Genomic DNA, 17,497 nt, shown 5'->3' with positions numbered 1-17,497 from the left:
CTTGTTTCGGCACAGGCGCCGCAGCAACGGTGCAGACGTCAAGTCTCAGTACGCAACGCAGGGCTTTCAGGGATTCCCGGCAGGGCAGGACAGATCTGCGTGCAATTTGCCTGTGCTGAACAGTCGAGTAGCGCTTCTCCATGCGTGTCACCAGCCGTTGCTGTGGTTGAATGCAGACACCGCATCTAGCTTAGTATACAGACAGCCATGTGCGTATTCCGTATTGGTTCGTCAAAAGCCCAGGTATGTGAGGCAACTTGTCCAATATCGATATAGACAAACCCGAATGGGGATACGATGAGTTGCGCCGCGCCATTGATGCGGCCGGCGTTTCCTTATGGGCATGGAACGTCGATTCCGATGATTTTGCCATGGACCCGCATGGGTTCAAGCTTTGGGACGTACCGCCTGGTCACGCCATCACATTTGAGCGCCTCTCCGAAAAGATTCACCCTGCAGACCGGGACCGGGTGAGAGCCGCCTTCTCTGCCACCAGGGCGACCGTGGGCGCGTATGAGATCGATTTCCGCACCCTGGTCGGGCCGGACGTCAGGTGGATTTCCGCGCGCGGGCAAGGCGATGATGCTGGAATGGTAAAGCGCGTGGTCACCGGCATCTTCCTCGACATCACGGGCCGCAAGCAGGCCGAAGAGGGCCATGAATTGCTGGCCGGCGAGATGAGCCACCGCGTCAAGAACCTCCTGGCGATCGCGACAGGCCTGACGCGGATCACTTCCCGGTGTTCGACCTCGATCGAGGACATGACGGATCAGCTGATGAACCGCCTGACGGCGCTCGACCGCGCCCATGATCTTGTTCGGCCGTTGCCGGGCGAACAGGGAAAGACCGCCCTGCTCGGCGATATATTTGCCGTTCTTCTGGCGCCCTATGACGACGAGGGGGCGTTTGCCGGGCGTATCAGGGTGGCGGTCCCGCGCATGGGGGTGGGCCAGGACACAGCGACCGCGCTGGCGCTTGTCGTGCATGAACTGGCGACCAATTCCGTGAAGTATGGTGCGCTCTCGACAGAAGGCGGCACCCTTGACGTTTCCGGCGCCATGGTGGGCGAGGATGTCCAGGTCTGCTGGACAGAGCAAGGCGGCCCGGACGTGGATGATGCCCCGAACATGAACGGTTATGGCAGCAGACTCGTACGGCAGACGATTGAAGGCCAGCTTGGCGGATCGGTGACCTATGACTGGTCAAAAGGCGGCGCGCTTGTCACCCTGATCCTGAATGGCAAACAAATTGTCAGCTGAACCAGGCAGCATGTCGCCGTCAGGCGGATACCTCATGGGTGTCAGCAGGCCGACGCGCTGGATTGTGGATCCGGAACCGAAGGAACTTGACGACTGCTTTCGGCAATAGACTTGTCTTCGCGCCAGACTGAGTAGCGGTCCAAGACCGATTTCGCTTGCAGATTGATCATGGCTCGCCGTTCAACCAGGTTGGATAGTCGTGGCATCGCTGTAGCGCGAAAGCAGCGCGTCGATGACCCGAGCTAGTTACACGCGACCTCAATGCCATCATGTTCACTCGAAATCAGGGCGCGCGCACTTTCGTAGACCTCCGGCGTCATCAGCGCCTTCAATTCGCACGTATTGAATCCTTCTGGCTCAAACATGGACACGTTTCGCCGGGCTTCACGCGCGATACCTTCGTCTCCGACTGCTTCAGCTGATAGCGCCCGGACGAGCTCGTTCCAGGCAAACAGCCCTGTCTTCTCAACTTCCCTGGAGTGAGCAAGGGCTCCAGGGAAGTCACCGTCCCGCAAGTAGGTGAAGCCTTTGTTCTCGGCGGATCCGCTCTGCTGGTTTTCAGTCTGACCGAGATCAACCCTCAATGCGATCGCCTTGTCGAGGCAAGCACGCGTCAGCTTCATCAAGGCCGATCCGTCCCCGGCGCCGCCCGAACCGCATACCCGCTCTGCCAGTGCGCGCGCAGCATCAATCCCTTCATCGGAGGGCAGGTCCGCAGTCGTGATCAGAACAGTCCCGAGCCCGTGAAAGGCATTCATCTGGATCAACTGCTCTGCAGGATCCGGCGTATCAGCTGCCGCTGGATCGACCCGGTTGAGGGCAAGCGAATAGTCGCTGAGCGCCTCCCGCGTCCGCCCGAGCTTCCGGTTGCATTGAGCGCGCCAATAAAGCGGCTGGAGGCCTAGCATATCGTCATTTCCAATCTGACCAACTGTCGCGTCCACCCTCTGGCAATCGGCCAGCGTGTAACTCGACCGGGGTGACGAGGCTTCAATGAAACTGATCCAGGCGAGCCCCGTTTGTGCGAGCGGCTGCAATGCCGGATCGGCCAGAGCGGTATTGAAAGATTCCTGTGCCGCCTGCAGGGGCTCCGGCAATCCGGTGTCACCTTTCTTGATTTGTGCGCCACTCCGTTCCCAAGCCAGAAGGCCGGCTGCGCCTTTCAGCAAGGCGCCCTCGGCTCCCTCCCCTGGCTTGGCGGACTGTATCTCTATCAATCGCTCGTCTGCGAGCGAGTGACGCCCGCGTTCGAGGTAGCCTGCAACCACTGTCAGCACCTTGTCGAGCGCCTGCTCCTCTGCCGATCCCGCATACATTTGGCGCATCTCGTCATAAGCCCGGCGGATGGCCGCTTCCTGGGCCGCGACGCGATTGTTCTGCTGATCGATATCACGGCGCATTGTGAACGCGTGCCGCTCAAGACGGTCGGAGTCGGCTGTCAGGCGCTCTGATTTGACTGAAAGGTCCTTGGCAACGACGTAATAATAGACGCCAAGCCCGGCCGACATCATGACAACGAGAACAAGCGTCGTGATGCCTGCGACGAGAATAGTTCTCAGGCCGCGCTGCTCGCGCGATACAAGTTCGATCAATTGCCGATCAGCTGCGTCCGACATGGTTCCTGTCCTATGCTACGATTGAGCCAACCATGTCCAAAAGGAGGCTACGCTTCTTCTTGCTCGCACACTGGAGTTCGCGGACGAAACCTTCGAAGAGCTTGTATCGCTTCGCCTGGGCTGCGTAGAGCGAGCGATCAATTGAATTGATACAGTTGTGGGCCGCACACCAGCTGGCGAAGAAACCGATCATCGCGGCGGATAACGGCGCCAGGACCTGCAGGATCATGGGGGATGCGCGCTCGCCCCCGCCCGGGGTGCCGACAATGAATGAGAAGCCGATAACGCCCATCGCGCAAAGCAGCAGCACGAAGCTGAAAACAAACATGCCAAAGCACAGCGACCGAATATGACAATGTCCCTTTCGCTCCTGCTGAAGGATCGCTGCGAGGACTTCGATATCCCCTACTTCCGCCTCTTGCTCGTTCGACGCCGGTTTCATCCTCATTTACCCAATCAGATACATTTCATCCCGTATTTGACCCCTGCATTCCAACCTCGACCACCAATCCGCGGCCCGCCCTCTCCATGTTCGTTCACAGCGACTTCAGCCTCCTCGCTTCCCCGTCAGTAGCGGTTCTTCAGCATGATCACCGTCAGCACCTGTTTCGCCTTGTCGGCTTCCAGGCGCATCAATGCTGTGACCTGGTTCAGGAAATCGGCCTCAGCCTGACGCAGTTCCCCATCCGCCAGCACGATATCGACGCAGTGCGCAAATACGGAAAGACGCATGTCGCTTGGCAGCGAATTGCAGGCTTCCTTGAGACCTTCGGGGCGTGCCTGCAGTCTTTCATTCACAATCGCGTTGACCTTCGCAAGTTCAGCCTGATCGAGACGCTTCATTGTGCGCGAACGCATGACCAGCGCAGCAATTTCCTGACGCTCTTCCGGCGCGAGTTCACCATCGGCAAACGCGGCTGATAGAATGAGGGCCATATAAGCTTCCGGAATGCTCCAGTCGGTGTCCGGCGGAAATCCCTCCCCCCATATATCGTTCAGGTCGAGGGGCTTCTCCTTTTCGGTCGTTGTCGGCGCGAAAATGATTTGTACGTCGCTCATGTCGGTCTTCCTGGTTGTTGTGGTTCAGCCATCCCTAGGGTCTCAGGCTGATTAATCTGTCTACTCTATTGCGGCGTTCCGGAAATCGTTCCCTCGACGGGCTTCGGTTTTACCGGGCGCGGGCCAATGACTTTTACCTTGTGTGCCCTGAGCGCGTCGACATGCTTTTGAAGGATTTCGATGGCGGCATCGTCCCATGTTTCCGGGATCGTCTTCAAGCTGGCGGGAATCGGTGCGCCGCCTTTGCGCTGATCTGCCAGCAATTCTTCGATTTCAGTGATCAGCGCAGCACTTTCACCCACGAGCCGGCCGATGTTCTCGTCAAACATTGCCTGGCTTTCGCCGATGGTTTCCACCTCGACCCGGAGCGCATCGCGGTCAGCGGTGAGCGCGGCGATCTTCGCGTTGAAATCATCCGTCAAGGCTTTATCGCCCTCGGCTTTGATCGTATCAAGCTGACCCTGCAACTGTTGCACCTGGTCAGTACTCTGCCACACGAGGTAGCCCAGTCCGGCACACGGGACGAGCATGAACAGGAAAATCAGAATGGGTACGACAGACCCGCTCCGGTTCTTTGAAAACTGTGCATCAATGACCGGTGCTTGCGGCGGCGGGAAGAGTGTCCGCTCCTCGAACACTGTCGGCATACTGCCACGTGGAAGCCCTTCAGACCTAACGATGTTCATTTCTGTTCACTCCTGAAATATCTTGCACTAGCGTGTGCATGCTCCAACCTGGAAAAAATCGAACTGGCTTGCTGCGGCATTCACATCGGCTGGCGGCAGGGCAAGGTTCACCGACGCCCCATTGCACGCAATCGCTTTCGCCCTGCCAAACTCCAGCAAGGTCGCGATCGACATCGCAGGCGGCGCTTTTGGCCAATCGCTTTCGAAAACGGTCACTGGGCCGCCAGCTGTTTGCCCTATAAGGCCCTTGCCCTGGATGAATGCGCTCTGAGCTTCGTCGCGCAGAGCGTTCCGTCGTGACGTGGGTGCCGTTTGTGCGATCCGCAAATAGTACATCCCAAGCAGGAACTGGCCATCAGCGCCGCCGATGCCTGAACACCAGCTGGCATTGCCCGGATCAGCTGCAGTTGGCGTGAAGGTCACGATATAGGACAGGCAGGCTGCCTTTTTGTAGCGGACTTCGGCACCGTCGAGTGAAAAAGCATCCCGGGCATACTTGATGCCGGCTGCACTGGTCTGCGCGCGTGTGGCAGAACTGCTTTTCAGTGCTTCTGCCCGGCCCAGTTCATAGAAGGCTTCGGCCCGTTCTTTCTCGCGGCCAACGGATGGCGGGCCGTTCGGACCGCCGGTCGCGTTCACCACATTCAGGAACGCCGTATTCGCCGCCGCCCCGTTAGCTGGCGGCGCAAGATGAAGCCGCCCCACTTTCAGCGAGGCCTCGATCAGCGAAGGCTGGGCGGCCAGTGCCGCATTCAGGAGACTGAGCGCAACATCCTTGCGCAACCCGTTGGTCACCGATCGCGCTTCGTAAAGCGCCATGATCGCTTCGGCGACGCTGCGCCGGTCTTCCAGTGACGGCAGCGCAAACACCTTTTGCTGGAACAGAGGCCCGACCGGCGACTGCCAGTCTGCTGCAATCCAGTCCGGATAGGCCAGTTCCATCGCGACATATTGCCTGTACGCTTCGCTTGCCCGATCGGGCTGGGTCGCTTTCAGCGCGTTCGCGAGCATGAGCTGCGCTTTTGCATTACCGCCGCTTCCGCTTGCGGCCTGCGCGTAGGCGTCAACTGACGCCTGCTTGTAAAGCAGAATATTGCCGTCGCCCGGACTCACCTTGGCAAGTTCCGCAGCAGCCACCGAGAGCGACTCCCCAAGTCCGAGGAAGACAAGGGTCTGGTCCGCCCCGGCAAGGCCTTTGGCCGCATCGAATGCATTGCGGGCAGACAGGCAATCCGTCACCCGTTGCGCCGGTGTCGTCGACGTCTCACGGCAAAGCTGCAGATATGATTGACCAAGACCTTCCTGCGCCCGCCCGCTGTCGGGCTTGGCGACCAGCGCAACGGAATAATATTTGATGGCCTGGCCGAGAGACATGCCGCCGCGCGCACGGTTTTCGTCAGCGACTCTCAGGGCCATCGCTTCCATCGCAATGGCTGCATCGGATTTGCGCTCAGGGCGACGGCTACTGAGCACCGTCTTGAAATTGTCGATGGCCATATCTGTATCGGCCAACTGTCCGCGGGCCTGATAAAGCGCGCCCCGGCGAAAATAGAATTCATTGTAGCGCCAGTCGCCCTGTGCCGATCCACGGGGCGCGAAAGGTGCCGCAATTTCCTCGCTCGCGAGCCGGGTCAACGCCTTGCTGCGGCAATCCTGCTGGCTTGAGCACACACTGGTGGCAACGAAAGGCGCGGCATTGGCGAGCCCCTCCAATGCGCTTGCATAGGCAAGCGAACGGTCAAAGCGAAACCCCGCAAGGGGCGCCTTTTGCCATTTTTTCCATTCCTTCTTGCTGAAACCGAGCGTTCCCCGGTCGGGGCTCAACAAATCCGTGTCGGTCAGCCGATTGAAGGACGTGCTCAGCAACTCTGCCGCTTTGACGAAGTGACCGGTAGAATTGGCCGCGCCGGAAGCCTGGCCCAGATAGGCGCGCGCAGCATTGAATGAAGCGATGCCCGCCTCATAGCCCTTCAAACTCGGGCTGGCAGCGATAGATTCGCATTGTTGGCTGATCTTGGATTCAGGGGCCGAAATTTCCAGGCAACCTGCCGTTGACGGCGCAGCGTAGGCAGGCATCGCAAGCGCGAACAACAGTCCGAGCATTACAATTCCGCTATTCAGTCGTCCCACGTCTCGTTCGCATTTGGTCACCGGAATTCCCCCTCTGGCTACCTTGCATTAATCATAATGGCTGAGTGCGCACCAAGGTCAACGCAAAACTCCAAAAGCGACTGAAACCTTCCCGGCATGCTTCCTGGCGACCTGTTCGAGCCGGATTTCGCCGGTGCCCGGCTAGACCATGCGTCCAGTACGAACCCGCCTTCGCTATTCGCGGAACAACCTATTGACAGCCGGTACCCCACGTTGCCTTCAGTGTGAGGCGACGGGCTTGTCGATACCTGCTCGACAAGGTCTCATGACATCAATGCATATCGAGCCGTGCGTATCGGCGCGGCCCAATACGGCTGGTGCGAATACCGGGAGAACCAGAACATGCCACTTCAGCTCACGTTTCTCGGCGGCGTCGGCACCGTCACCGGATCAAAATACCTGGTCGATACGGGTGAGGCCCGCCTGCTCGTAGATTGCGGCCTGTTTCAGGGCTTCAAGCAACTGCGCCTTCGCAACTGGAAGGATCTTCCAGTTGATCCAGCCTCGATTGATGCCGTCGTCCTGACCCATGCGCACATCGATCATTCCGGCTACCTGCCCGTTCTGGTCAAGCAAGGATTCAAAGGCCGGATTCATTGCACCGACCCGACATATGACCTTTGCAGAATCCTGTTGCCGGACAGTGGTTACCTGCAGGAGCGCGAAGCCGAGCGGGCGAACAAGTATGGCTATTCGAAGCACAAGCCTGCCCTGCCGCTATATGGCCAAAGAGACGCACAAAGGACGCTCGATCAGTTTGACACCTCGCCTTTCGATATGCCCGTCAGTGTGGGCAAAGGGGTCAGTGCGACCTTCCGGCTGGCTGGACACATCCTCGGCGCGGCGATTGTCGAGCTTCAGGTCGGGAAAACCAAGATTGTCTTTTCTGGCGACCTCGGCCGCCCGAACGATCCGATCATGCATGATCCCGCGATCATCCGGCAGGCCGATTACCTTCTAGTGGAATCCACCTATGGCAACCGCCTGCACGGGCAGCGAGACCCTCAGGATGAACTGGCCGAGATCATCAACCGGACCGCGAAGCGGGGCGGTACGGTTCTGATCCCCTCCTTCGCCGTCGGGCGGGCCCAGACACTACTCTATCACCTGTACCAGCTCAAAATGGCATCCCGCATTCCCGACCTGCCGGTCTATCTCGATAGTCCGATGGCGATTGATGCCACCGAAATATTCTGCAAGCATTCCGTCGTTCACAAGCTGAGCAAGCAGCAGAGCCGCGATGCCTGCCACATCGCCAAGTATATCCACGAGGGCGAAGACTCCAAGGCACTCGACCTTGATACGATGCCGAAAATCATCATTGCGGCGAGCGGGATGGCAACAGGCGGACGCGTGCTTCACCATCTGAAATACTTTGGACCCGATGCCCGGAACACGATCCTTTTCGCAGGCTTCCAGGCGGGTGGGACCCGCGGAGCCGCCATGGTCGCCGGCGCCGACAAGATCAAGATCTTCGGGGAATACCATGACGTGCGCGCAGAGGTTGCAAACCTCCATATGCTGTCCGCTCATGCAGACGCTGACGAAATCATGGGATGGCTGGGCGGATTTGAAACGCCGCCACGACAGACTTTCATCGTGCATGGCGAGCCTGAAGCGGCCGACACCCTGCGCCATAGAATCGAGGAAGAACTGGGCTGGCCGGTTATCGTCCCAGAGCAGAATGAAACGCGGGACCTCGACTGATGGCACCGCCTGGTCCGAAACCGCCCAACGCGCTCACAGCGCGCAGATTAGGGTTGGATACCCAGGATGAAGCCATGGTGTTTGTTCGTTCGGACAGTCCTGTCTGCCGGTCGGAGGGCTTTTCCGCCCATTCCCGAGTCCAGCTGACGAACGGCACGCGCTCGATCATTGCGACGCTCTACCAGACGTCGACCAACCTCGTTTCCGATCACGAAATAGGACTGTCTGAGGCGGCCTGGCGCCTTCTCGGCCTTGTGGAAGGCGGCCAGATTTCGGTCAGCCATCCCGCACCACTTGAATCACTCAAGATGGTCCGGGGCAAAGTGTTTGGACAGAGGCTCGATGATGCAAGTACGCGCGCGATCATCTCCGACATCGTCGCCGGGCGCTATTCAGACATCCACCTCTCATCCTTCGTCACAGCATGCTCTGCATTGCCGCTGGACCTCGCTGAAACCATCGCGCTCACCCGGGCCATGGTCGACACCGGCAGCAGGATCACATGGGGACATGCGCCGATTGCCGACAAGCATTGCGTTGGCGGCCTGCCTGGCAACCGAACCACACCGGTGATTGTGGCCATATGTGCGTCACTTGGCCTGACCATTCCGAAGACATCCTCGCGTGCGATCACGTCACCAGCCGGAACAGCCGACACGATGGAAGTGCTGACCGACGTCGACCTTGACCTTGAAAGCATGCGGCAGGTGGTCGATCAGGAAGGCGGATGCTTCATCTGGGGCGGCGGCGTCCAGTTCAGCCCCGCTGATGATGCCCTGATCCGTATCGAACGGGCCCTCGACCTCGACAGCGAAGGAGCGCTGGTTGCTTCGGTCCTCTCAAAGAAGATCGCAGCCGGGGCAACACATGTCGTGATCGATATTCCTGTCGGGCCAACAGCAAAAGTCCGTAGCCTCTCGGCAGCCAGCTCCCTGCAATCCCTGATCGAGAAAGTTGCGAGCGAGTTCGGCCTTGCAGTCCTGGCGCTTGTCACGGATGGCACCCAACCGGTCGGACGCGGCATAGGCCCGGCGCTTGAAGCGCGTGACGTTCTCCAGGTTCTCCGGAACGATCCGGATGCACCTGCCGATCTCGCTGACCGTGCCTGCCTGATTGCGGGCGCGTTGCTCGAACTGACCGGCAAGGCTCCATCAGGCACCGGTAAAGCGATGGCGCTGAACGCCCTGCGCACAGGGACTGCATATTCCAAGTTCGAATCCATTTGCCGGGCCCAGGGTGGATTTCGCCCCCCCGTTCTCGCAGAGCACTATCGCCCCTTTCTGGCGCCTGCGCCCGGCCGCGTCGCGTCCATCGACAACCGCCGGCTCGCCCGGGTGGCAAAACTGGCAGGCGCACCGGGCGACAAGGCGGCCGGTGTCGATTTGCATGTCAGACTCGGAGATACCGTGAAGGCCGGACAAGCATTATATACACTTTACACTCAAACGCCCGGCGAGCTTGCCTATGCAATCGACTATGTGACGGCCAATCCGGATATCATCGAGCTGACCCGGCCATGAAACCACTTCTCGTGCCCCTTCAGGACACAGCCCACATGCACGAAGCGCTGGCGCGTGCGCTTGATGCCGAGATCGCCGATACGGAGCTGCGCCGGTTTCCTGACGGTGAAACGTATTTCAGGTTCGACACCTCGCCCGCGGGCCGGGATGTCATCCTACTGGCGGGGTTGGCGCGGCCCGATGAAAAACTGCCCGCCCTGATCTTCGCGGCCCAAACGGCCCGCGCCCTCCAGGCAAAATCGGTCGGGCTGATTGCTCCCTATCTGCCCTATATGCGCCAGGACCGGATGTTCCGTCCGGGCGAGGCAATATCCTCTATCCATTTCGCAAAAATCATCTCAGGCGTTGTCGACTGGCTCGTCACGCTCGATCCGCACCTCCATCGCTGGAAGGCATTGTCCGACATATATGATGTGCCGGCCGAGGCAGCACATGCTGCGCCAGCAATTGCTGACTGGATACGGCGCGAAATCCAACGACCCGTCCTCATCGGCCCCGATGCGGAAAGCCGGCAATGGGTGTCCCGGATCGCCAGGCTGGCAGGCGTGGATCATGTCGTCATGAACAAATCACGCCATGGCGACCGCAAGGTCGAGATCACGTCTCCGGATCTTGGCCGCTGGCGCAATCACACGCCTGTTGTCCTTGATGACATGATCTCCACTGGCATGACCTTCATCGCCGCTACGCGCGCCGTGCTTGAGCAAGGCCTGCCTGCTCCGATCTGCTGCGCCATTCACGCAATCTATTCAGACGATGCCGACAATGCCCTGCACCAGGCGGGGGCCGCCCGCATCGTCACGACGAATACGATTGCACACTCAAGCAATGCTATCGATGTCAGCGCCATCCTCGCCGCTGCAGCGTCGGGCCTCATTTCAGCCCGATGACGGGTTCGGGCACGTACCGCATCCCCTGCGCTCACGAGTCTGCAGCGCCGCACTGGTACAGGACAGTCTCGAATGGCAGACTTGAGACATGAAAATGAAAAGAGTGACGTCCGCACGATCTCGGCCGGAGAATCGCCATGTCCGGCTGGCAAAACTGCTTTCATGGCCGCTGCCAGCGAGCCTCCTCATCCTGACAGCCAGCTGCGTGCACCCCGGCCAGTCGATTGAACCGCCCGTCCCCAGCGAGCGCGCCACGCTTACAGAGCCAGTCGAGGAAGTATTGGGGCCAACACAGCCGGCCGGCAAAGATAGTACGATCACACAGCCGATCGTGGATCCGTTTGTTGATGCCATTTCAGGCCTGGCCGGGCATGGGCTGGATCCGGAGGACTATCACCTTTCCCGTATCTTGAGCCTGACGGATGACCCTGTCGCACGGCAAGCCATTCTAAAGCAGGCCTGGACGCTGGCGGCGACGCATTTGATGCGCGGCCGGGTCGATCCTGAAACCTTGCTTCCCCGTCGCCACGCAGGCTTTGAGCAAATGGCCATGTTCGAGCGGCTCTCGGTACAAGGCGGACCAGCCACCCTGGCTGGCGTCCTTGAAAATCTCGCACCACAGCACCCGGCCTACATTGCGCTGCGGGCGGAGCTGACGCGCGAACGCAGTGCGATGGCAATGGCAAGCGATCCGGCAGAATGGGACGCGCACGCCGCCTCGGTCAACACAACCATGGTGAACCTCGAGCGTTGGCGCTGGCTGCCTCGCGACCTCGGCCAGCGTTACATCATGGCAAACATTGCCAGTTTCCAGGTCGAGGCGAGGCAACAGGATATTGTGCAGGAGGTTCATACCGCGATTTTTGGCAAGCTGACGCGGGAAACGCCGGTCTTCTCGGACAGCATCGAATTCATCGTCTTCAATCCCTGGTGGGAGGTGCCGACCAGCATCGCTCGCAATGACAAGCTGCCACAGTTCAAGAAAGACCCCGGCTTGGTGAAACGCCTAGGCTACCAGATTCTCGACACCTCGGGACAAGTGGTCGATCCGTCCGGGGTGGACTGGCCCAGTCTGAACGCAGTAACCTTCCCCTACCGGATCCGGCAGGCACCGGGCCCGCTAAATGCCCTTGGACAGGTCAAGATCATGTTTCCCAATCCGTACAATGTTTACCTGCACGATACGCCGGACAAGGGTCTTTATGACGCCGAACAGAGAACTTTTTCATCGGGCTGCATCCGTGTGGGCGATCCCGTGGGCCTGGCGGAATGGCTGCTTGAAGACACACCGGGATGGAACCGCGAGCAAGTTGATGCGGCTATCGCGTCAGGATCCGAGATGCGTGCGGACCTGCTGGCCCCCGTTCCAGTCCATATCGTCTATTTCACAGTGGCCGGGGATTCCTGCGACGGTGTTCAGTACCTGAATGATGTCTATGACCGGGACGGCGCCGTCATGAAGGCTTTGCGCGCTCCGTTACAACCTTAACCCCCAGCATATTTTCCCGGCCATTGCATTGCCAGGACATCATCATCGCCGGGAAGGCATGCACCCGTGACGAACATGGCTATGCGGTCCGTTCGGCACGTCATCGGAATGCACTATTTCCGATACGATAAAATGCTTCGTGCAACGCGTTACACCTACCCGGAATCTTGTCGCACGGGCCTTTGGCCCTGGGGGCATATATCGAACGGGACCCGGTCCTGTCTTGCACAGACCCTTTTGACCGGCGCTTACGGCCTAATCTGAACCGGTCTCCCGGTTTCGAAAGACAAGAGATCCTTGGCAACCCTGCTCTTGGCTGATGCTGCAATGCGAGTGTAGCAGGATGATTGCCTCCTGGCGCAAAGGGGCAACAAGCTCGCACTGGCCTGAAGCCGCTGTCGGTCGGGACGAGTGCTTTGAAACGAGACAGGGCACCCGGAACCCGGCTATCCAGGCATGCAAGGCGCGGTGCGTCTCTTCCAGCCGACCGGATCGTGACATCTAGACGTCCTCTTTTTCCATGCAGACGAGATGGGCGTCGGGCAGCCATCATTCAAATCGAACAATTATCTCGCGACCATCACCAAAAATTATGGCCAGAGGCTGACACCTGAGCCAGGTCGGCCTGGCCTGAAGCCAATTGCCTGCGGGATCGAACCCAGCCGCAGGCTGAACCGCACCTCGTATGACGGCGGATCCATAAAGGAGAGAGCTAACTTCCATAGCAAACGGCTATCGCTTTGCATTATTTTTTCTAATTTTTTTAATTCCGGTTTGGGTTATCGTAACGACTGCAAGAGCTGGGCAGGAGACCAATTCATGATGTCGAGACAAGTCGGCAGACCCGAACGGCTACATCTGAATGTGGTTTCCGACTTTGTTTTCGTCACAAATCGATCTTTACCCCAAGCGATCGCGATCGGAGCGGCAATACCGGTCGGGCCTTGTGGCTCGCAACCGCGCAGATCGCCTTGGGCCTTTTTTAGCAAATCGGGCGTTTGGGTGACGACTGAAGAATGTCATGGCGCACTCAGGAGCTCTCGATGAGAATTTAAGTATTTGGCATCCTGAGGGCGCTTGGGGCTAGCGCGCATAATCGAACCAGTCAGGCGTTCAGACCCCAAAGGATTGAACGCCGGTCCGCGCCTTGCACTCTGGCGTGGACAGGGAAAACGAGTTCCACCCCGGCTTCTTCAAATCGGGATTGTACGACAGGTCTGCACCCTTCGTTCTGATGAAAGGCCCATCGCGGCACATCTGCATCGCCCGCCTTGCCTGCCATGCCGGATCCGGCGGGATGTGCATCCCAAAGGAAGCCCTTCTCCGAATAAAAAAACAGGACAAAATCGATAAACCTCACTCGGCCTTTCCGAGTGAGGCCTTTCCTTGAACGGAATAATGCTGGAGCCTTTTTCGACTTATGGACCTTTTACTTTCCACCCTGTTGTCTCCCATGGTCCTGTTCTTTGCGCTGGGGCTGTCAGCGGCGCTGCTCAAGTCACAGATGACGATCCCCGAAGCTTTTGCCAAAGGGCTTTCTGTCTACCTGATGATGGCCATTGGTCTCAAAGGTGGCGTCGAGATGGCCCGCAGCGAGATATCGCTACATGTCTGGTCGGTTTTCGCTGCCGGCATCCTGCTTTCATTCGTCCTGCCTCTGCTTGCTTTTACGGCCCTGCGCCTGACCAGCAAGCTCGACCGAATCGATGCTGCGGCAACAGCTGCTCACTATGGATCGATCTCCATCGTGACATTCGTCGCCGCAACGCAAGTCATCTATGCGGCAGGCCTCCAGACTTCCGGATACATGGTGGCTGTTGCGGCACTGATGGAGGCGCCAGCGATAATGACAGCCCTCCTGCTCGCGCAGTGCGGGCAACAAAAACCACCGTCAGTCGCAGGTTCGGAATCCGGCGAACTCTATCGGGAAGTCCTGCTCAATGCCTCTGTCGTTGTCCTCGTTGGTGCGCTCGCCATAGGATGGATAAGTGGAGAATCCGGGATGGAGCGGATCGCGCCCTTCTTCGTCGATCCGTTCCAGGGCGTTCTCTGCCTTTTCCTTCTGGACATGGGCTTGTCAGCGGGCAGAGGATTGCGCCAGGGCTGGCGACAGCTGGACTTCAGCGCGCTCGTATTCGGCCTCTACATGCCGCTCATCTCTGCGGCCATCGCGAGTGGGATTGCCTGGGTCCTCCGAATGCCGACGGCTGATATGGCACTATTGATGGTGCTGGCAGCATCCGCTTCCTACATCGCCGTTCCAGCGGCAATGCGCCTTGCACTGCCGAAGGCCAAGCCGTCAATCTATCTTACGCTGTCTCTTGGCGTAACCTTCCCATTCAATCTGGCGGTAGGTATCCCGCTTTACCTGTTTATCGCGAAACTTATTCAAGGCTGAGGATGACATGATGCATGAGAAGATCCGGTTGGAACTCATCATTGAGCGCATGGCGATGAGGCGGGCCTGCCGCATTCTCGAAACAGCAGGCGTGCCGGGCTATACCGTACTACCCGCACTCTCCGGGTTTGGGCGAGCAAACCACTGGCAGCGCGACAGGGACCTGTCTGCAAGCCAGGATATGGTCGTGATCATTTCCATCAGTGATGAAGCGCCAATCGCGAATGTTCTGCTGGAAATGCATGCCTTGCTGGACCAGCATATCGGCATCCTGAACACGTCCCCGGTCCACGTCCTGCGACCCGATCGCTTTTAGTCTGGACTGGCGCACACGGACGGCTGGCGCAGATTGGATTTCGTGCGGACAAGCGTCGTTGCGATATAGGAAAATTGTATCGTAATGATCAAATCATACGATTTGAACGATGATTGCGCTGGAACCATTTCCTGAGGATCGACAACGAACGGCTTGGCTGTTCTTCAAGGGTATTTTCTATGTTTCTCCAGACATCTCGTTCTATGGGCCTAGCCGGGGCTGCGAGTTTTTTTGCGCTCGCAGTTTCTGGATGCACCACGCCAGCCCCGCAGGCTGCTCAAGCAACCTCGGCGGCAGCGGAGGTGGCGGCCACCGCGTCCAGTGGGACGCCGTCAGAGCCTGGCCTGTGCCTTGCATCAGGGCCGCAAACGCCCCGGGACATCGCAAGCGTGTACGGACTCAACCCGATCAAGTTTGATATTGCGCCTGGGCCCGAAACGCTCAACCTCTGCAATATTCACTCTCACACCAATGCTGAACACAAGGCACCGGGTTTCAGCGTTCTTGCGGGTGACAGATCCTCAGGTGGCTACCAGTGCAACGAAACGGCTGAGCTGACCGAGGCCGAGCTCGTTGATCCAGCTGGCGGTCAAGGAGCCTTCAAAGGTGTAAAGCCGGGCGATACGATTGAAGTCCACTGGGTCTACTCGTCCTGTGATGTCACCCCCGGAGAAGGCCTCGGATCATGTCTGAGCGATTCATGCGAAAACCCGACATTGCGTGTAGAAGCCCAGGCTTTCCTCGTGGTGAACGACACTTCGGCGATCAATTTCAATGACTATGTATACGACAATACGGTCATCAACGGCCGCCACCAGCCAAAGGCGCTGCCAGTCGGAACCGGAACACCGGTCGTGTTCAGGGGATCGACGACAGGCCCCGCCTTCGATCAGTCTACATGCTCGCCGCTGCAGGTGACATGGAGTGTCCGCCCCATGTGTGCACGAGTCGACATCAACTCCCTCAATCAGTGGGCTGCCAAGGGCAATGTCTTCAAAGAGACGACGTCCCACGGTGTGCGCGAACTCGTGACGGCACCGGAACTGCTATCTCAGATCGAATAGCCGCCTGTGCCATCGTTGCGTGCCGACAGGTCGATCGACCTGTCGGCACGCTATTGCTTGCGTCATGTCGCCAGACCGCAAGACGGCCCCCCGATTCGTCTGGCCCTGGCAGTGGATTCGCTATCTGAAATCATTGAGGTTTAAAAAATGTCACTGGCATCGAAACGCCTGTTTTCCATTTGCGCGACTACCGCATTGGCAGGCATGGCAAACGCACAATCCCTGACCGGCAATGTCGGTTCTGCGAACATCAATCCGGGCGAACAGGCCGCCGAATGGCGTATTGGTGTGGACGATAAAGGCTCAGCGCGCAGCCGTATCCATTATGAACGGGCGCCTACGGACTGGTACCAGGTACGGGCGATCGCATCGTTCCGGCGAGATGATGGCGACACATGGGACTATTCCGGTTTCACGCTCGAAAACTGGTTCCAATGGGCTGCTGAAAAGAGTGATGGCGCGGGCTTCAATGGTGGCCTCCGGTTGGCATACACGTTTGCAGATGGCGCCGCTAGCGATGACCTGACGGTCCGTTTCATAATGACCGATCGGTTTGCGGACGAGTGGGAATGGCGAGCCAACATGCTCGCACAAGTCGAGACGAACAATCAACGCACTGACGGCGCTGAGCTACAAAGCCGCTTTCAAGTCACGCGAACGGTTCCGCTCACCCTCCTTGGCACGCAAGATTGGCGCATGGGTGCAGAATGGTTCAGCGAATATGGCAACACTGAAGACCTTTTCGGATTCCAAAACCAGGCTCATCAGGTCGGTCCTGTTGTCAAGGCGGCGTGGCGTAACGGCATCTACTTGCAAGCTGGCGTCAGGACCGGGATCACAGATGGATCCGACGACCGTATGGCTAAAATCTTCCTGGGGCGAGAATTCTAGGTGCTTGCTGGCGCAAAGCAAACGCGCCAACGGCCAGCACAGCGTCATGCCGGCCAGCAAGGCAGCGCCTCACATCTTGCCTGCCGGCGCGGCAACCCCATTCAGCGCGCAGGGCCCAGAAAAATCAGTAATACGCGGACAAGCACGGCAATATAGTTTCGCCATGCAGGCACCAGAAAGGGACACGCATCGGCGAATCTTTATTCTCCAGTTTGCAGGCCTGGCTTTGAACGTCATCGACCACCTGCCGGGCAATGGATCGCCTGTTGACCTGCCGGGTCCATTCATGTCTTGCGCGCCGCACACGATCGCAGGCCCTTTCATGCCTTAAACGAGTGTGGTCCGGGCGATCACGATAACCACGTCCTGTGGATTCCGCTCCGGCATCCAATAAAAAAGCCCCCCTGGCAGGCTACGAAGGCTGCCTGCCGGGGGGGGGGGGGGGGGGGGG

15 protein-coding genes are annotated in these 17,497 nt (G+C 58.7%); 9 read left to right on the top strand and 6 right to left on the bottom strand.

Annotation, left to right across the window (positions count from 1 at the left end; genetic code table 11):
- Nucleotides 1–257 precede the first annotated feature (257 nt).
- On the top strand, nt 258–1,259 hold the full coding sequence (locus VR74_RS06240; protein ID WP_045695236.1) for an HWE histidine kinase domain-containing protein: 1,002 nt from the start codon (nt 258–260) through the stop codon (nt 1,257–1,259).
- Between the two features lie 242 nt (nt 1,260–1,501).
- On the opposite strand, the gene VR74_RS06235 is transcribed toward VR74_RS06240, so the two are convergent.
- The 5 genes from VR74_RS06235 to VR74_RS06215 all read right to left on the bottom strand — a co-directional run bounded on the left by VR74_RS06235 (nt 1,502) and on the right by VR74_RS06215 (nt 6,723).
- Nucleotides 1,502–2,875, bottom strand: coding sequence for a hypothetical protein (locus VR74_RS06235; protein WP_045695235.1), 1,374 nt, complete (start codon nt 2,873–2,875; stop codon nt 1,502–1,504).
- Nucleotides 2,876–2,885: 10 nt separating this feature from the next.
- A complete protein-coding gene (locus tag VR74_RS06230) occupies nt 2,886–3,317 on the bottom strand; it encodes a hypothetical protein (protein WP_299949722.1) in 432 nt (143 codons plus the stop codon).
- 125 nt (nt 3,318–3,442) lie between these two features.
- Nucleotides 3,443–3,934 carry a tellurite resistance TerB family protein gene (locus tag VR74_RS06225; protein WP_045695232.1) on the bottom strand — a complete coding sequence of 164 codons (492 nt, stop codon included), beginning with the start codon at nt 3,932–3,934 and terminating at the stop codon, nt 3,443–3,445.
- A 65-nt stretch (nt 3,935–3,999) separates the two neighbouring features.
- Nucleotides 4,000–4,620 carry a hypothetical protein gene (locus VR74_RS06220; RefSeq protein WP_299949720.1) on the bottom strand — a complete coding sequence of 207 codons (621 nt, stop codon included), beginning with the start codon at nt 4,618–4,620 and terminating at the stop codon, nt 4,000–4,002.
- A 27-nt stretch (nt 4,621–4,647) separates the two neighbouring features.
- Nucleotides 4,648–6,723 carry a hypothetical protein gene (locus tag VR74_RS06215; protein WP_045695229.1) on the bottom strand — a complete coding sequence of 692 codons (2,076 nt, stop codon included), beginning with the start codon at nt 6,721–6,723 and terminating at the stop codon, nt 4,648–4,650.
- 390 nt (nt 6,724–7,113) lie between these two features.
- On the opposite strand from VR74_RS06215, the gene VR74_RS06210 reads away from it, so the two are divergent.
- The 4 genes from VR74_RS06210 (at nt 7,114) to VR74_RS20595 (ending at nt 12,377) form a co-directional block, all read left to right on the top strand.
- Nucleotides 7,114–8,478, top strand: coding sequence for an MBL fold metallo-hydrolase (locus tag VR74_RS06210; protein WP_045695228.1), 1,365 nt, complete (start codon nt 7,114–7,116; stop codon nt 8,476–8,478).
- Nucleotides 8,478–9,998 (top strand): thymidine phosphorylase family protein, encoded by a 1,521-nt coding sequence (locus tag VR74_RS06205; protein WP_045695227.1) that lies wholly within the window; start codon nt 8,478–8,480, stop codon nt 9,996–9,998. Before VR74_RS06210 ends, VR74_RS06205 begins: the two co-directional genes overlap by 1 nt.
- Nucleotides 9,995–10,888 (top strand): ribose-phosphate diphosphokinase, encoded by an 894-nt coding sequence (locus tag VR74_RS06200; protein ID WP_045695226.1) that lies wholly within the window; start codon nt 9,995–9,997, stop codon nt 10,886–10,888. Before VR74_RS06205 ends, VR74_RS06200 begins: the two co-directional genes overlap by 4 nt.
- A gap of 88 nt (nt 10,889–10,976) precedes the next feature.
- On the top strand, nt 10,977–12,377 hold the full coding sequence (locus VR74_RS20595) for a L,D-transpeptidase family protein (RefSeq protein WP_299949717.1): 1,401 nt from the start codon (nt 10,977–10,979) through the stop codon (nt 12,375–12,377).
- Nucleotides 12,378–13,482: 1,105 nt separating this feature from the next.
- Here the strand turns inward: VR74_RS20595 and VR74_RS06190 are convergent.
- The gene (locus tag VR74_RS06190) at nt 13,483–13,737 is read right to left on the bottom strand and encodes a hypothetical protein (protein ID WP_045695225.1); all 255 of its coding nucleotides are present in this window, start codon (nt 13,735–13,737) and stop codon (nt 13,483–13,485) included.
- 60 nt (nt 13,738–13,797) lie between these two features.
- On the opposite strand from VR74_RS06190, the gene VR74_RS06185 reads away from it, so the two are divergent.
- The 4 genes from VR74_RS06185 (at nt 13,798) to VR74_RS06170 (ending at nt 17,046) form a co-directional block, all read left to right on the top strand.
- Nucleotides 13,798–14,775, top strand: a complete 978-nt coding sequence (locus VR74_RS06185; protein WP_045695224.1) for a sodium-dependent bicarbonate transport family permease — start codon at nt 13,798–13,800, stop codon at nt 14,773–14,775.
- Nucleotides 14,776–14,782: 7 nt separating this feature from the next.
- Entirely contained in the window at nt 14,783–15,091 is a 309-nt protein-coding gene (locus VR74_RS06180; RefSeq protein ID WP_045695223.1) for a DUF190 domain-containing protein, read from the top strand.
- A gap of 389 nt (nt 15,092–15,480) precedes the next feature.
- Entirely contained in the window at nt 15,481–16,155 is a 675-nt protein-coding gene (locus VR74_RS06175) for a delta-class carbonic anhydrase (protein WP_299949715.1), read from the top strand.
- Nucleotides 16,156–16,302: 147 nt separating this feature from the next.
- Nucleotides 16,303–17,046, top strand: coding sequence for a hypothetical protein (locus VR74_RS06170; protein WP_045695220.1), 744 nt, complete (start codon nt 16,303–16,305; stop codon nt 17,044–17,046).
- The last annotated feature ends 451 nt before the right edge of the window (nt 17,047–17,497 follow it).

The sequence above is a fragment of the Hyphomonas sp. BRH_c22 genome, from assembly GCF_000961795.1.
In the GTDB taxonomy this organism is placed as follows: Bacteria; Pseudomonadota; Alphaproteobacteria; order Caulobacterales; family Hyphomonadaceae; genus Hyphomonas.
This window is presented reverse-complemented; position numbering and strand designations above follow the sequence as displayed.

Coding starts and splice junctions, on each gene's coding strand:
- VR74_RS06235 (WP_045695235.1), bottom strand. CDS start 2,875: ATGTCGGACGCAGCTGATCGGCAATTGATCGAACTTGTATCGCGCGAG.
- VR74_RS06230 (WP_299949722.1), bottom strand. CDS start 3,317: ATGAAACCGGCGTCGAACGAGCAAGAGGCGGAAGTAGGGGATATCGAA.
- VR74_RS06225 (WP_045695232.1), bottom strand. CDS start 3,934: ATGAGCGACGTACAAATCATTTTCGCGCCGACAACGACCGAAAAGGAG.
- VR74_RS06220 (WP_299949720.1), bottom strand. CDS start 4,620: ATGAACATCGTTAGGTCTGAAGGGCTTCCACGTGGCAGTATGCCGACA.
- VR74_RS06215 (WP_045695229.1), bottom strand. CDS start 6,723: ATGCTCGGACTGTTGTTCGCGCTTGCGATGCCTGCCTACGCTGCGCCG.
- VR74_RS06210 (WP_045695228.1), top strand. CDS start 7,114: ATGCCACTTCAGCTCACGTTTCTCGGCGGCGTCGGCACCGTCACCGGA.
- VR74_RS06205 (WP_045695227.1), top strand. CDS start 8,478: ATGGCACCGCCTGGTCCGAAACCGCCCAACGCGCTCACAGCGCGCAGA.
- VR74_RS06200 (WP_045695226.1), top strand. CDS start 9,995: ATGAAACCACTTCTCGTGCCCCTTCAGGACACAGCCCACATGCACGAA.
- VR74_RS20595 (WP_299949717.1), top strand. CDS start 10,977: ATGAAAATGAAAAGAGTGACGTCCGCACGATCTCGGCCGGAGAATCGC.
- VR74_RS06185 (WP_045695224.1), top strand. CDS start 13,798: ATGGACCTTTTACTTTCCACCCTGTTGTCTCCCATGGTCCTGTTCTTT.
- VR74_RS06180 (WP_045695223.1), top strand. CDS start 14,783: ATGATGCATGAGAAGATCCGGTTGGAACTCATCATTGAGCGCATGGCG.
- VR74_RS06170 (WP_045695220.1), top strand. CDS start 16,303: ATGTCACTGGCATCGAAACGCCTGTTTTCCATTTGCGCGACTACCGCA.